This window comes from Catenuloplanes atrovinosus (assembly GCF_031458235.1).
GTDB classification, from domain to species: domain Bacteria; phylum Actinomycetota; class Actinomycetes; order Mycobacteriales; family Micromonosporaceae; genus Catenuloplanes; species Catenuloplanes atrovinosus.
Genome location: NZ_JAVDYB010000001.1, coordinates 8205853 through 8219217, shown reverse-complemented (window position 1 = coordinate 8219217; position 13365 = coordinate 8205853). Strand labels below are relative to the sequence as shown.

Genomic DNA, 13365 nt, shown 5'->3' with positions numbered 1-13365 from the left:
CCCGCGCGACCCCGGCTGCGGGCCGAAACAAGCCTGGTTACCCATCTGACCGGCTCAGCCCGCACTGCCGACCAACGATTTTCCCTGATGAACGCCTCAAGACCCAAACCGAGGCTGCAGAGTTATGACAGTCTCTAGCTTATACGTTTTTCGGCTGTCACAATGTGCGGTCATGCAGGCACGGTCTGCCCTCTTCGACCTCTATGGGGATCACCTTCGCACCCGGGGCGGACGCGCGCCCATCGCCGCCCTGGTCAGACTGCTCGCCCCCCTCGAGATCGCGGCGCCCGCCGTGCGTACCGCCGTGTCCCGCATGGTCCGGCAGGGCTGGCTGCACCCGCTGCGGCTGGCGTCCGGTCCCGGCTACCTGCTCACCCCGAAGGCCGTGCGCCGCCTGGACGACGCGGCCACCCGGATCTACCGCACCGCCCGCCCCGGCTGGGACGGGCACTTCGACTTGATCATCCTACGGCTGCCCGCGCACCGCCGGGACCGGCAGCGGCTCGCCGACACGCTGTCCTACCTGGGGTACGGCGCGCTGGACGAGCAGACCTGGGTGGCACCCCGGCCCGGCGAGGACGTGGATCGCCTGATCACCGAGGCCGGCGTCAGCTTTGAACGTTTCAGCTCCACGCACACCGGCGGCACGGCCGGCGCGTCCTCGCTGGTCCGCCGCGCCTGGGACCTCGGCGAGATCGGCCGGGCGTACGAGCGGTTCGTCGCCGACCTGACCCCGGTGGTGTCCGCGGTGACCGCCCGCAGCCGCGACCTCGACGCGTACGCCGCGCGCTTCCGGCTCGTCCACTCGTGGCGGCAGTTCCTCTTCCGCGACCCGCAACTGCCGCCCGCGCTGCTGCCGGACAAGTGGCCCGGTGCCGCCGCGGCCACGTTCTTCGACCGACACGCGTCCCGGTTGCGCCCCGCCGCCGACCGGTACGTCGACCATTGTCTCGCGCAGTCCGGGCGCAACACCGCTTGACGCCGGCCCGCACGCTTGGTTCATCCACCACAGAAAGGCCCCGGCATCGTGACCGAACCGTTGCTGATCGAGCGCTCCGAGGGCGTCCTCACGCTCGTGCTCAACCGTCCCGAGTCGATGAACTCACTGGACGTGGCCCTGAAGGAGGCGCTACGGGACACGCTCGCCGAGATCGAGGCCGACCGGACCGTCCGCGCCGTCGTGCTCACCGGCGCCGGCCGCGCGTTCTGCGTCGGCCAGGACCTGCGCGAGCACGTGGCCATCCTGGAGGCCGGCGACGTCGACCCGCTCGCCACGGTCCGCGCCCACTACAACCCGATCGCACAGCGCCTGGCGAACCTGCCCAAGCCCGTCGTCGCCGCCGTCCGCGGCACCGCGGCCGGCGCCGGCGCCTCCCTGGCCATGCTGGCCGACTTCCGCATCGGCGGCCCCGCCACCACGTTCCTGATGGCGTTCGCGAACGTCGGCCTGGCCGGCGACACCGGCATCTCCTGGTCCCTGCCGCGCATCGTCGGCCACGCCAAGGCCGTCGAGCTGATGCTGCTGGCCGAGCCGGTCCGCGCCACCGAGGCACTCACCCTCGGCCTGCTCACCCGCCTGACCGGCACCGACGACGAGGTCCTGCCGACCGCCCAGGAACTCGCCGCCCGCCTCGCCGCCGGCCCGACCGTCGCCTACGGCGCCATCAAGCGCGAACTCTCCGTCGGCACCGCCGGCACCCTCTCCGACGCACTCGCCGCCGAGGCCCAGGCCCAGGCGATCACCGGCGCCACCACCGACCACCGCAACGCCACCACCTCCTTCGTCAAGAAGGAGAAGCCGGTCTTCGAGGGCCGCTGACCCCTCGCCCATCCCGGCGGCCACCGGACCCGCGCGCCCGGCGGCCGCCGGATCGCCTCCGCACCAGCGCTCGCTGCCGCGGTACTCACCACGGGGCCCGCGACTGCGGCACATCGTCCGGCGCCGAGCGACCGGCCGCACCCGAGGGCGAGGCACACCGTCCGGCGTCGAGCGACCGGCCGCACCCGAGGGCGGGGCGCCTCGGTCCACCGGCCGCTGCCGAGAGGCGGGGCTGCCTCGCGGTCACGCCCGGGGGCGGCAGGCGACCTGAGCGGAGTGGCCGCTCCGCGAGGCGCGATGTGATCGACCTACCCGGTGTGCGGTCACCGCGTGCCTTCGAGTCCCGCCACGCCCAGCCCTGCGCCTGACGCGGGACGCCGCCCGCCCCCGCTCCGCGGCCCTCTCTTCCAGCGGCTTTGCTCTGCTTACCTAGGTGATGCCTGCCCATTCATGCCTCGCGTCGAGACGCGGCGGGCACAAAGTTGACCCCAGGTAAGCAGAGCAAAGCCAGCCGGAAAGAGGCCCCGGCCGACGCCGGGAAGCCGGGCGGCCGGGAAGCCGGGCGGCCGGGAAGCCGGGCGGCCGGGAAGCCGGGCGGCCGGGAAGCCGGGCGGCCGGGAAGCTCTCGAGGGGCGCGGGCGGCGTGGGAAAGTGGCGCTCCCGGTGGTGGGCCGGGAGCGCGGGTGCCGTCGGAGGCGTGGGGTGGTGGGAGGTGAACGAGGAGGGTCAGTCCTCGTCTTCTTCCTCGGGGTCGAGGTTGGTCTCCTCGCCGAGGACGAAGGCCTGCATGGCGAGCTCGTCGCCGGACGGGGAGACGAAGGCGGGGAGTTCGGCGGGACCGAGGTCGCGTACGTACGACCAGAAGAGGCGGACGGCCTCGGCGCGCGTGCTGGCCTCGATCGGCAGGTCCACGCTGACCAGCCAGGTCTGGCGCTCCAGCGGCGGGCCGAAGCGGTCGACGACGGCCGCGTACTCGGCCGGGGTGATCCGGGTGACCGGGCCGTCGAGGGTCAGGGTGCCGGCCGGCTGCGGGTTGTCGAAGGCGCGGCGGGAGTAGACGACCTGCCGATCGTGCTCGTCGTCCTTGGTGAGGCCGCCGATGTGGCCGGCCGCGACCGCGCGCGGATGCGGCTCGTCGGTGACCAGCACGACCTCGTCGCCGAGCTGCGGGTGCGGCGACGCGGGGCGGCCGGCGAGCACGTCGGCGAGCGCCACGAAGTCGTGGTGGTAGAGCCGCTCCTGCTTGAGCCGCTCGTCCGGAAGCACAATCGCCCACTGCTGCACCATGTGCTCATCTCACCACGGCCGCGCGCGGCCGGAGCCGAGACCCCGGACCGGCCGGGCGCGCGTCACACGATCCGCACGTGGCAACCCTGGAGATGGTCGTTGACCATGCCGGTGGCCTGCATCAACGCGTACGCCGTGGTGGGGCCGACGAAGCGGAAACCGCGCTTCTTCAGCGCCTTGGCCATCGCGGTGGACTCGGCAGTGATCGCGGGCACGTCGGAGAAGGTGGCGGGGCGCGGGCGGGGCGGCGGGGCGAACGACCACAGCAGCGCGGCCAGGCCCTCCGGCAGGTCGAGTGCGGCCCGCGCGTTCGCCAGGGCGGCCTCGACCTTCATCCGGTTGCGGACGATGCCGGCGTCGGCCATCAGGCGCGCCTCGTCGTCCGGGCCGAACTCCGCCACGCGCGCGATCGAGAAGCCGGCGAACGCGGCCCGGAACGCGGGGCGTTTGCGCAGGATGGTCAGCCAGGACAGGCCGGACTGGAACGCCTCCAGCGTGAGCCGCTCGTAGAGGCCGTCGTCGTCGCGGACCGGGCGGCCCCACTCGGTGTCGTGGTAGATCGTGTAATCGGGCGTGCCGGCGCCCCACGCGCAGCGGGCGAGACCGTCCTCGCCCACGACCAGGTCTGACATGTGGTCACCATAGGCGCGGGGTACGACAGTCGATCACGGCAGGCGGCCGCTCTCCACCATCGCGCCGAACTTCTTCAGCGCCTGGGTGAGGCTGACCTTGGAGCCGGGCCAGAGGAACGGCCAGGCGATCTTGCCGGCGGCACCGGCGGGGAGGTGGAACCACTCGTGCCAGACGACCTGGGTCCGGTCGTTCTCCATCGGGGTGCAGCGCAGCACGCCGGGGCCGCGCAGGAACTTCCCGCAGTGCACGACGCGCACCTCGTAGGGGGCGTCGACGCGGACCACGCGCATCTCGTCGCGGAGCACGGCCGGGCCGATCGCGGTGACGGCCTCGACCAGGCTGCCCTCGCCGCCGTCGCCCTCGACCACGCGGACCGTGGTGAACGGGATCCACTCGGACTGCTTGGTCCAGGCGGTGAACGCGGCGAACACGGTGGCGGCGGGCGCGTTGACGATCACCGTGGCGGTCACCTCGCCGGCGCCGGGGGTGGCGGCCTCCCGGAGGTTCTCGGCCGGGTCGGGCTGGGTCATGCCTTCACCGTAGAGTCGGCCGCGCTCGCCTCGTCGGTCTTTGCGACATCCTCGGCGTCGGGCGACGTACCGCCGGAAATGTCGTTGTTTTCGGGAAGCGGGGCCGGGGTGGCGGGCGCGGACGGCGCGAGCGCCTCCTCGCGGGCCTTGCGCAGCGCGTCCGCGTCCTCGAGCCGGCCGTCGCGCAGCGCGGTGACCTCGGCCTCGAGCACGCCGATCAGCTCCTCCTTGTACCCGATGTCGTAGGCGGCGCGGCGCAGCGCCTGGTCCACCTGGGCCATCCGGTAACCCCGCAGCGCGGTGTCGAAGCGGACGTCGGCGATGTCGGCCTCGAGCAGTGGGCGGTTACCCGGCAGCGGTACGGCGCGGCCGTCGGGTTCCGCCGGGACGAGCGCGGGGTCGCTGCCGCTGACCAGGACCGTGACGCCGAAGACGATCGCCGCGACCACCAGCGCCATGACGAGAGTGATGAACAGACCCATAGCGGGGATCGTGACATGACGGACGGATCATGGCGAGACCGCCACCCCGTTCGGTCAGGTCCAGCGGAGCACGTTCTTGCGCCAGGCGTAGAGGATGCCGAGCGCCAATACCGCCACGAAAACGGCCATTTCCACCACTGTGGCGAGGCCGAAGCCGGGCCGGTCGAAGACCACCGCCCACGGGAACAGGAAGACGCTCTCCACCGCGAACAGCACGTAGAGGTACGCGTAGACGTAGTACCGGATCTGCGCCTGCGCCCAGTCGCCGCCGACCGGGTCGAGACCGCACTCGTACGGCTCGCGCTTGCCGAACGGGTCGGTCGGCGCGGCGGGTCTGAGCAGCCTGTTCGCCCCGAACGCGGCGGCGAAGAAGAGCACGCCGGCGAGCAGCAGCAGGCCGAGCGTGGCGTACGAGCCGAGGTATCCCTCCACGCGGCCGAGCTTAACCGCTGTCCAACCGCCGCCACGCTGGGTCGATGCCCCGACAGCCGATAGTCGCTAAATCGACGTAGGCTACGCAATGGTGTGGTCTGGCCCACACGCAAGATCCGGAGGAGATCGAAGGGGCGACAGCATGAGCAAGCAGGTGCGCCGGCTGGATCGGGTGGTCATCCGCTTCGCGGGCGACTCCGGTGACGGCATGCAGCTCACCGGTGACCGGTTCACGTCGGAGACGGCGCAGCTCGGCAACGACATCTCCACGCTCCCCAACTTCCCCGCCGAGATCCGCGCGCCGGCCGGCACCCTGCCCGGCGTCTCCAGCTTCCAGGTGCACTTCGCCGACTACGACATCCTGACGCCGGGCGACGCGCCGGACGTGCTCGTCGCGATGAACCCGGCCGCGCTCAAGGCGAACCTGGCGGAGCTGCCCGCGGGCGCCGAGATCATCGTCAACACGGACGAGTTCACCAAGCGGAGCCTGGCCAAGGTGGGGTACGCGGAGAACCCCCTCGACGACGGCTCGCTGTCCCGGTTCGCCGTGCACCCAGTGGCGCTGACCTCGATGACCGTGGCCGCGCTGGCCGATGCCGGAGTGTCGAAGAAGGACGCCGAGCGGGCCAAGAACATGTTCGCGCTCGGGCTGCTGAGCTGGATGTACTCCCGGCCGTACGAGTCCACGCTGCGGTTCCTGGAGCGCAAGTTCGCGGCCCGGCCGGAGCTGGTCGCGGCGAACCAGGCCGCGTTCCGTGCCGGGTGGAATTTCGGCGAGACGACCGAGGACTTCGCGGTGCGGTACGAGATCGCGCCCGCGCCGATGGCCACCGGGACCTACCGCAACATCACCGGCAACGCGGCGCTCGCGCTCGGCCTCGTGGCCGCGGGCGTGCGGGCGAGGCTGCCGGTGTTCCTCGGTGCGTACCCGATCACGCCGGCCTCGGACATCCTGCACGAGCTGTCCAAGCACAAGCGGTTCGGCGTCACCACCATGCAGGCGGAGGACGAAATCGCGGCGATCGGTGCCGCGCTCGGCGCCTCCTACGGCGGGGCGCTCGGCGTGACCACCACCAGCGGGCCGGGCGTGGCGCTCAAGGGCGAGACGATCTCGCTGGCCGTGGCGCTGGAGCTGCCGCTGGTCATCGTGGACGTGCAGCGGGCCGGCCCGTCGACCGGCATGCCGACCAAGACCGAGCAGGCCGACCTGAACATGGCGCTGTTCGGCCGGCACGGCGAGGCGCCGGTCGCGGTGGTCGCGGCACAGTCGCCGTCGGACTGCTTCCACGCCGCGATCGAGGCGGTCCGGATCGCGCTCACCTACCGCACGCCGGTGATCCTGCTGTCCGACAACTACGTGGCGAACGGGTCGGAGCCGTGGCTGCTGCCGTCGGTGGAGTCGCTGCCGGACCTGACCGTGGAGTTCGCGTCCGCGGCCAACGCGCCGGACGGGCGCTTCCTGCCGTACCTGCGGGATCCGCGGACGATGGCGCGGCCGTGGGCGATCCCGGGCACACCCGGGCTGGAGCACCGGATCGGCGGGCTGGAGAAGGCGGACAAGACCGGCGACATCTCGTACGACCCGGCGAACCACGACCTGATGGTGCGCACCCGGGCGCAGCGCATCGAGACGATCCCGGTCCCGGACGTCACCGTCGACGACCCGGACGGCGAGGCGCGCGTGCTGGTGCTGGGCTGGGGCTCGACGTACGGGCCGATCGGCGCCGCGTGCCGGGCACTGCGGCAGCGCGGGCTGACCATCGCGCAGGCGCACCTGCGGCACCTGCACCCGCTGCCGGCCAACCTGGAGACCGTGGTCAAGGGGTACGACCGGGTGGTCATCCCGGAGATGAACCTGGGGCAGCTGGCGCACGTGATCCGGGGCCGGTTCCTGGTGGACGCGCTGCCGTTCAACAAGGTCAGCGGCCTGCCGTTCACCGCGGGCGAGCTGGAGACCATGCTGGAGGACGTGGTGAAGAATGGCTGAGCTGCTCAAACTCACCGCCAAGGACTTCAAGTCCGACCAGGAGGTGCGCTGGTGCCCCGGGTGCGGGGACTACGCGATCCTGGCCGCGGTGCAGGGCTTCATGCCGGAGCTGAACATTCCGCGCGAGCGGATCGTCTTCATCTCCGGCATCGGGTGCTCGTCCCGTTTCCCGTACTACATGAACACGTACGGCATGCACTCGATCCACGGCCGCGCGCCCGCGATCGCCACCGGGCTCGCCGCCACCCGTCCCGACCTGTCCATCTGGGTGGTGACCGGCGACGGCGACGCACTGTCCATCGGCGGCAACCACCTGATCCACGCGCTGCGCCGCAACGTCAACGTGAAGATCCTGCTGTTCAACAACCGGATCTACGGGCTGACCAAGGGGCAGTACTCGCCGACCTCCGAGCTGGGGAAGATCACCAAGTCGACGCCGGTCGGGTCCGCGGACGCGCCGTTCAACCCGCTGTCGCTGGCGCTCGGCGCGGAGGCCGGGTTCGTGGCCCGCACCATCGACTCGGACCGCAAGCACCTGCAGTCCGTGCTCCGCGCCGCCGCCGCGCACCGCGGCTCCGCGTTCGTGGAGATCTACCAGAACTGCAACATCTTCAACGACGGCGCGTTCGAAACCCTCAAGGACGCGGGTACGCGGGACGAGTACCTGATCCGGCTGGAGCACGGGCAGCCGATCACGTTCGGCGACTCGTGCGTGGTGCACCCGCCCGGCGGCTTCGGCCTCTCGGTGCGCCCGGCCGCCTCCGTGGACCCGTCCGACATCGTGGTGCACGACCAGACCGTGGCGGATCCGGCGTACGCGTTCGCGCTGTCCCGGCTGCCCGGCCTGGACCTGCGCAACACCCCGATCGGCGTGTTCCGCGCGGTCACCCGCCCCACCTACGACGAGGTGTTGCAACGGCAGGTCGCGGACGCCCGGGCCGCCGCGGCCGGCACCCCCGAGGAGCAGCTGACCGGCCTGCTGCACGCCGGCGACACCTGGACGATCTGAACGGGGGCCTCCGCCATGGAGGCCCCCGTCCCGGTCATCCGCTCAGGCGGCGTTCGCCTCCGCCTTGAGCCCCTGCGCCTTCAGCCTCGCGGCCTCGTCCAGGTCGGACTGCTTCACCGCGGAGACCGAGCCGAAGATCACCACGGCCTCGTAGTAGACCCAGGCCAGGCTGTAGCAGGCCGGACGGGTCGCGGACGAGTAGGTGGCGCACTTGCGCTTGAGGTCCTCGTAGAACGCCGAATCGAGGCGGCTCTTGTTCGCGGCGAACGTACCGGCGGCCTTGTAGTTCCGGTAGCCGAAGTCGTGCCGGTAGCAGGAGAGCGTGAAGTCGAAGCCGAGCGGGTTGTCCGGGCTGGACGAGCAGTAGTCGGTCGACCAGTCGAACCCGTACTCCGCCCAGGCGCCCTGATTCTGGCGCGCCGAGTTCCAGGCGTTGTAGCTGGCGACGCTGGTCTGGGTGAAGCTGGACAGCGTCGCGGCCTTCTGCTCGGGCGTCACGGCCGCCGCGGCGGGACTCGCGATCGCCAGCACGGCCAGCAGCGCCACCAGGACGGTGCCGACCCTCTTGACGGTGGGGTTGATGTCAGCCGACAGCGATAGGGGCATCCAGGGCTCCTGAGCGGTGGGCCCGCGGGGGTGTCGCGGGCGATCCGGCATCTCCGCCCGGGCTACTCATGAGTCACCCGAACGGGCCCTCAGTCTGCGCGGATCGCCTGTCTTCGATAGAAGTGCGCGCTTGAACATTTGGCGGAGACCGCGAAAACAACCTTCGATCTCCCGCACCCCATCTCCCGAGATCATCCCACTGCTCCCCACCCTCGCTCCGCACGACTTTGCTCTGCTTACCTATCGGCGGGCGGCGTACCGTGGTGGCAGCTTGGGCGGTTTGGGCAGTTTTCGACAAGGTAAGCAGAGCAAAGGCGCGTGCGGTGCGGTCCGGCGCGGCGTGAGTCTGCGGCCGGCGTGGTGGGGTCAGCGCCGGACAGGACGGGCGGCGCGCGGACTTCGTGCCGCCGTTGGCGCGGCGACAGGTCTGGTTCCGCCGCGGCCGGGGTCAGGGGCGGCGGCCGGGCGGGAGTTCGATGGTGCGGGTGTCGAGGTCGAGGAGGCGGCCGGAGTCGATGAATCGGCCGGTGTCGGAGCTGAGGTCGGGGTGCTCGATGGCGAGCGCGGCGGCCGCGGCCTCGGGGAGGGAGAGGTCGTTGCCCTCGGCGTAGGCGCGGTCGAAGGCGTCGTCGCCGATGACGGCGCGGACGAACTGCTGGTGCTCGGTCCAGTAGTTGGCGAAGATGCCGGGGGTGCTGCGCAGCGAGGAGCGCATCGCGGCGGTGGCGCCGAAGAGGCGGGCGGCGGTGACCGGGTCGCCGCCCATGGCGCAGCGGACGGCCATCGCGTTGATCGTGTCGCAGGCGCGGCGGTGGAAACCGTGGCCCATCCGGGAGCGGAGCGCGACGACCAGGTGCTCGTGCGCGGCGACCAGGTCACCGCGGCCGAGCGCGATCATGCCGAGCAGCATGTCGACGCCGCGCCGGCCGCGCTCCAGGGGACGGCCGGCCTCGACGTTGCGGGCGGCGCCGAGCAGCTCGGCGGCCTCGTCCAGCGCGCCGCGGCGCCAGAGGAGCTCGGCGAGGCTGTAGATGGCGTAGAGCGCGTCGCCGGGCACGCCGTTCGCGGTGGCCCACTCGATGATCTCGCAGACCTGGCGCTCGGCCTCGGCGTACTGACCCTGGAAGATCAGCGGGCCGCCGCGGGTGGAGAGCACGCGGACCAGCAGGCCGGGGTCGCCGGAGCGGCGGGCGTGCAGCTCGGCGCGCTGGGCGAAGCGCTGCTCCTCGGCGGACTCACCGTCGGCGCCGGCGTGCAGCGAGTGCATGTGGTACGCCAGGGCCAGCTCCGCGTCCGGGATCGGCTCGCCGGTCTCGGCCATCCTGCCGTACATCCGGAACAGCCACAGCCGGCCCTCACGGGCGAGTCCGCGCTCGCGCCACCACTGGTCCAGGCCCTGCGCGAGGTGCAGGCCGGATCGGGCGCTGCCGCCGGTCGACGTCCAGCGCAGCGCGGCCCGGACCTCGTCGGCCAGCGGGTCCAGCGCGTACAGCGACAGCGTGATCGGGGCGCCGCCCTGGTCGAGGTGGGCGCGCTGGAGTGCCTGGGTGCACCACTCGACGTGCTGGTCGCGGGCGAAGTGCTCCTCGCCGGCGTCGGCGAGGCGGCGGGCGCCGTACGCCTTGATCGGGTCGAGAATCCGGTAGAGCGTGCCGGACGCGTGCGGCTCGACCTGCACCATCGACTTGTCGACCAGCACCGCCAGCGGGTCGAGCGGGTCGTCCTTGAGGACCCACTCGACCGTGGGCAGGTCGACCGGGCCGGCGAAGACCGACAGCCAGCGCAGCAGGCGGGCGGCGCGCGGGCCGAGCGTCCGGTACGACCAGGTGACCGTGGCCTGCATGGTCCGGTTGCGCGAGGCGGCGGACGCGGCGCGTGCGGCCGGGCCGATCGCGACCGTGGCGTCCGTGTCACCGGAGCCGGCGTCGAGCGCGCCGAGCAGGTCGTCGAGTCGTTCCGCGAGCTGGCTGGCGGACAGCAGGCGCAGGCGCGCGGCGGCCAGCTCGATGGCGAGCGGCAGCCCGTTGAGCCGCCCGGCCACCCGGGTGAGGTGGGTGACCTCGGCGGGGCTGGGCGCGCGCCCGCCGCGGGCCAGGGACGTGCGGTCCAACAGCAGCGCGACCGCGTCGGACGGCGCGCCGCCGGGGCCGGGCTGCACGGACAGCGGCGGGATGCGCCAGACCACCTCGCCGGCCACCCGGAACGGCTCCCGGCTGGTGGCCAGCACCGTCGCGGCGGTGCCGCCGGCGAGCAGCGAGGAGATCACCTCGGCCGCGGCGGCGAGCTGCGCGTCGCCGGTGTCCAGCACCAGCAGCATGCGCCGGTTAGCCGCGGACTCGATCAGCGTGTCCAGGATCGGGCGGCCCGGCTCGGGGCGCAGGCCGAGCACGGCCGCGACCGCGAACGCGACCAGCCCGGAGTCGGTGACCGGCGCGACGTCGACGTACCAGACGCCGTCCGGGAAACGCTCGACCAGGCCGCCGGCGGTCTCGACGGCGAGCCGGCTCTTGCCCGCGCCGCCCGGGCCGACCACCGTGACCAGGCGGTGCGTCTCGACCAGCGTGGCCAGCTCGATGCACTCGGCGCCGCGGCCGACGAACGTGGTCGCCTGGTGCGGCAGGTTGTGCGCGGCCGCCTCGGTGCGCGGGCGCGGGAAGTCGGTCTCCAGCCCGGGCGCGACCAGCTGGAACAGCCGCTCGCGTCCGTCGAACCCGCGCAGCCGGTGCAGGCCGAGGTCGAGCAGGGACGCGTCGGGCGGTATCGCGGCGGCCAGGCGGGCGGTCGCGGCCGAGCAGAGCACCTGGCCACCGTGCGCGGCGGCGGCGACCCGGGCGGCGCGGTGCACCTCGGGGCTGGCGTACTCGCGGCCGACCGGGGTGGCGTACCCGGAGTGCAGGCCCATCCGGACCTTGGGCGCGGCGCCGGGCGTGGGCCACGGGTGGCCGGCGAGCGCGCGCTGGGCGGCCAGGCAGGCGGCGACCGCGTCGGAGGCGTCGGCGAACGCGACGAAGAAGGAGTCACCCTCCGTGAACAGCTCGGTGCCACGGTGTGCCGCGATGATGTCGCGCAGCAGTCGCCGATGCTCTTCGAGCACCGGCCGGTATCCCGCACCGAGCATCTGGGCCAACCGCGTTGAACCCTCGATGTCGGTGAACAAGAACGTCACCAGGCCGCTTGGCAGGTGATCCTTTGCCGACACGCGTGGAACCTCCGCCCCCCTGGAAGTCGCGAATCATGCTGCCGTACCTGCTCGACCAGGTACATCCTCGAAACGGATGGCCCCGGCTCCCCCAAGGTAGTAGCCGTGGGTGAGGTCAACGAGCCGCCGGTTCCGCCGCACCGGGTGTCGTCCAGGCGACTACGGCTGGGCTAACGAGGCCGACCGGGGCCGGTTGTGGCACGACAGGTCAGAGCTGACGACCATCCGGATGATCATCCGAAAGGCCGGATGAACGGTTTAAACACCCGACATTCGCGGGGATAAGAGCCTTTTATGGGCTTATCCGCAACCGCAGGCGCCGCCGCAGCAACCGCCGCCGCCGGACGGTGCCGGCACCGGTCCGCCCCGGCCGGTGACCGCGACGGTGGAGAGCAATTTCACGGTGTCGTCGTGCCCGTCCGGACACGGAGCGGGGTCGGCGGCCGCGGTCATCGAGCGGTTGACCTCGAAGGTCGCGCCGCAGGCGCGGCAGCGGAAGTCGTAGCGTGGCATGAAGAGAGGGTACGGCGGCGCGCACCGGTTCCGGCAGTCGCGCGGGGATGGGTAAGGTCGACGCGTGGTGGACGGGGACGGCCGGCCGGAGTCAGGGATGCCGAATATGGACAGTCCGACCAAGGAACCATCATCGTCGGCAGCAGACGCCTCGGCGACTAATCCGGAAATGTCCGTTATTCCCGGCCCGCGCGCGTGGGGCGTGGCCAGCGATTCCATCGAGCAACCGGAACCGCCCGCCGAAAACCCCACAAAAACCCGCAAACCATCAGCCGGTACGACCGAGAGCGCGGGACGGGTCTCGCGCGACGCGGACGCCACCCGGCCCTTCGGTTCCTCCGTGATCGAGGCCGATTCACCCGATAGCGGTGCACCCTCCCGCCCGGAAACGACGGCGACGGGAGCGAAGGACACCGACGCTGGCGACTCTCCGAAGCGGCTTGAGCGACGGAGCGCTACGACAGAGAAGCCCGCGGCGTCGGCCCCGGACACGGCGTCGAACCCGACGAAGGTTCCCGCCCAGCCGTCCTCGAGCACCACACCCGCCACGAGTGCGGCCGCCGCCACGTCGGCAGGCGCCACGTCCGCCCAGCCGTCCTCGAGCACCACACCCGCCACAAACGCGGCCGCCGCAACGTCGGCCGCCGCCACGTCGGCAGGCGCCACGTCGGCAGCTGGCGCGACCCAGAAGGCGGCAGCCACCACGTCGGCTGCCGGCGCCACGTCGGGGACGGCCGCCGCCGCGCCATCGGCGGCGCCCGGAGTCCCTGCCGCCACGCAGGCCACCGCCGGCCCAGGAACGCCGACAGCGGCGCCAACCACCCCCGTACAGGGCAAATCGGCCAAGCAGGACAAACCGGCACAGGCC

At 72.3% G+C, this 13365-nt stretch carries 11 protein-coding genes and 1 pseudogene; 4 read left to right on the top strand and 8 right to left on the bottom strand.

Translation table 11 applies throughout. From position 1 onward, the window contains the following. The first annotated feature begins 172 nt into the window (after positions 1-172). Both J2S41_RS36715 and J2S41_RS36710 read left to right on the top strand, forming a co-directional pair. A complete protein-coding gene (locus J2S41_RS36715; protein WP_310375125.1) occupies positions 173-979 on the top strand; it encodes a PaaX family transcriptional regulator in 807 nt (268 codons plus the stop codon). 48 nt (positions 980-1027) lie between these two features. Next, on the top strand, positions 1028-1819 hold the full coding sequence (locus J2S41_RS36710; RefSeq protein ID WP_310375123.1) for an enoyl-CoA hydratase-related protein: 792 nt from the start codon (positions 1028-1030) through the stop codon (positions 1817-1819). Positions 1820-2545: 726 nt separating this feature from the next. On the opposite strand, the gene J2S41_RS36705 is transcribed toward J2S41_RS36710, so the two are convergent. From J2S41_RS36705 to ndhC, 5 genes and pseudogenes are all read right to left on the bottom strand, one after another. Then, positions 2546-3106 (bottom strand): hypothetical protein, encoded by a 561-nt coding sequence (locus J2S41_RS36705; protein ID WP_310375122.1) that lies wholly within the window; start codon positions 3104-3106, stop codon positions 2546-2548. A gap of 62 nt (positions 3107-3168) precedes the next feature. Then, a complete protein-coding gene (locus J2S41_RS36700; protein WP_310375120.1) occupies positions 3169-3738 on the bottom strand; it encodes a DNA-3-methyladenine glycosylase I in 570 nt (189 codons plus the stop codon). 33 nt (positions 3739-3771) lie between these two features. Beyond that, on the bottom strand, positions 3772-4269 hold the full coding sequence (locus J2S41_RS36695) for an SRPBCC family protein (protein WP_310375119.1): 498 nt from the start codon (positions 4267-4269) through the stop codon (positions 3772-3774). A gap of 125 nt (positions 4270-4394) precedes the next feature. Next, a pseudogene (locus J2S41_RS36690) lies at positions 4395-4751 on the bottom strand (DivIVA domain-containing protein); the annotation flags it as partial. 54 nt (positions 4752-4805) lie between these two features. Next, positions 4806-5183, bottom strand: coding sequence for an NADH-quinone oxidoreductase subunit A (ndhC, locus tag J2S41_RS36685; protein ID WP_310375118.1), 378 nt, complete (start codon positions 5181-5183; stop codon positions 4806-4808). Positions 5184-5325: 142 nt separating this feature from the next. Between ndhC and J2S41_RS36680 the strand changes: the two genes are divergently transcribed. Together J2S41_RS36680 and J2S41_RS36675 are read left to right on the top strand one after the other, a co-directional pair. Then, positions 5326-7170: a 2-oxoacid:acceptor oxidoreductase subunit alpha gene (locus tag J2S41_RS36680; RefSeq protein WP_310375116.1), complete on the top strand. Its 1845-nt coding sequence runs from the start codon at positions 5326-5328 to the stop codon at positions 7168-7170. Further along, positions 7163-8179, top strand: a complete 1017-nt coding sequence (locus J2S41_RS36675) for a 2-oxoacid:ferredoxin oxidoreductase subunit beta (RefSeq protein ID WP_310375113.1) — start codon at positions 7163-7165, stop codon at positions 8177-8179. The genes J2S41_RS36680 and J2S41_RS36675 overlap by 8 nt, the downstream gene beginning before the upstream one ends. Positions 8180-8221: 42 nt before the next feature. Here J2S41_RS36675 and J2S41_RS36670 read toward each other — a convergent pair whose 3' ends face one another. The 3 genes from J2S41_RS36670 to J2S41_RS36660 form a co-directional block, all read right to left on the bottom strand. Further along, positions 8222-8785: a phospholipase gene (locus J2S41_RS36670; protein WP_310375111.1), complete on the bottom strand. Its 564-nt coding sequence runs from the start codon at positions 8783-8785 to the stop codon at positions 8222-8224. 448 nt (positions 8786-9233) lie between these two features. Next, entirely contained in the window at positions 9234-11984 is a 2751-nt protein-coding gene (locus J2S41_RS36665) for an ATP-binding protein (RefSeq protein ID WP_310375110.1), read from the bottom strand. A 300-nt stretch (positions 11985-12284) separates the two neighbouring features. Next, positions 12285-12497, bottom strand: a complete 213-nt coding sequence (locus tag J2S41_RS36660; protein ID WP_310376798.1) for an FmdB family zinc ribbon protein — start codon at positions 12495-12497, stop codon at positions 12285-12287. Positions 12498-13365 lie beyond the last annotated feature (868 nt).

What these genes read in the sequence shown, in the direction of transcription:
- J2S41_RS36695 (WP_310375119.1), bottom strand. Translation starts at nt 4,269, where the DNA reads ATGACCCAGCCCGACCCGGCCGAGAACCTCCGGGAGGCCGCCACCCCC.
- J2S41_RS36700 (WP_310375120.1), bottom strand. Translation starts at nt 3,738, where the DNA reads ATGTCAGACCTGGTCGTGGGCGAGGACGGTCTCGCCCGCTGCGCGTGG.
- J2S41_RS36670 (WP_310375111.1), bottom strand. Translation starts at nt 8,785, where the DNA reads ATGCCCCTATCGCTGTCGGCTGACATCAACCCCACCGTCAAGAGGGTC.
- J2S41_RS36680 (WP_310375116.1), top strand. Translation starts at nt 5,326, where the DNA reads ATGAGCAAGCAGGTGCGCCGGCTGGATCGGGTGGTCATCCGCTTCGCG.
- J2S41_RS36675 (WP_310375113.1), top strand. Translation starts at nt 7,163, where the DNA reads ATGGCTGAGCTGCTCAAACTCACCGCCAAGGACTTCAAGTCCGACCAG.
- J2S41_RS36705 (WP_310375122.1), bottom strand. Translation starts at nt 3,106, where the DNA reads ATGGTGCAGCAGTGGGCGATTGTGCTTCCGGACGAGCGGCTCAAGCAG.
- J2S41_RS36715 (WP_310375125.1), top strand. Translation starts at nt 173, where the DNA reads ATGCAGGCACGGTCTGCCCTCTTCGACCTCTATGGGGATCACCTTCGC.
- J2S41_RS36660 (WP_310376798.1), bottom strand. Translation starts at nt 12,497, where the DNA reads ATGCCACGCTACGACTTCCGCTGCCGCGCCTGCGGCGCGACCTTCGAG.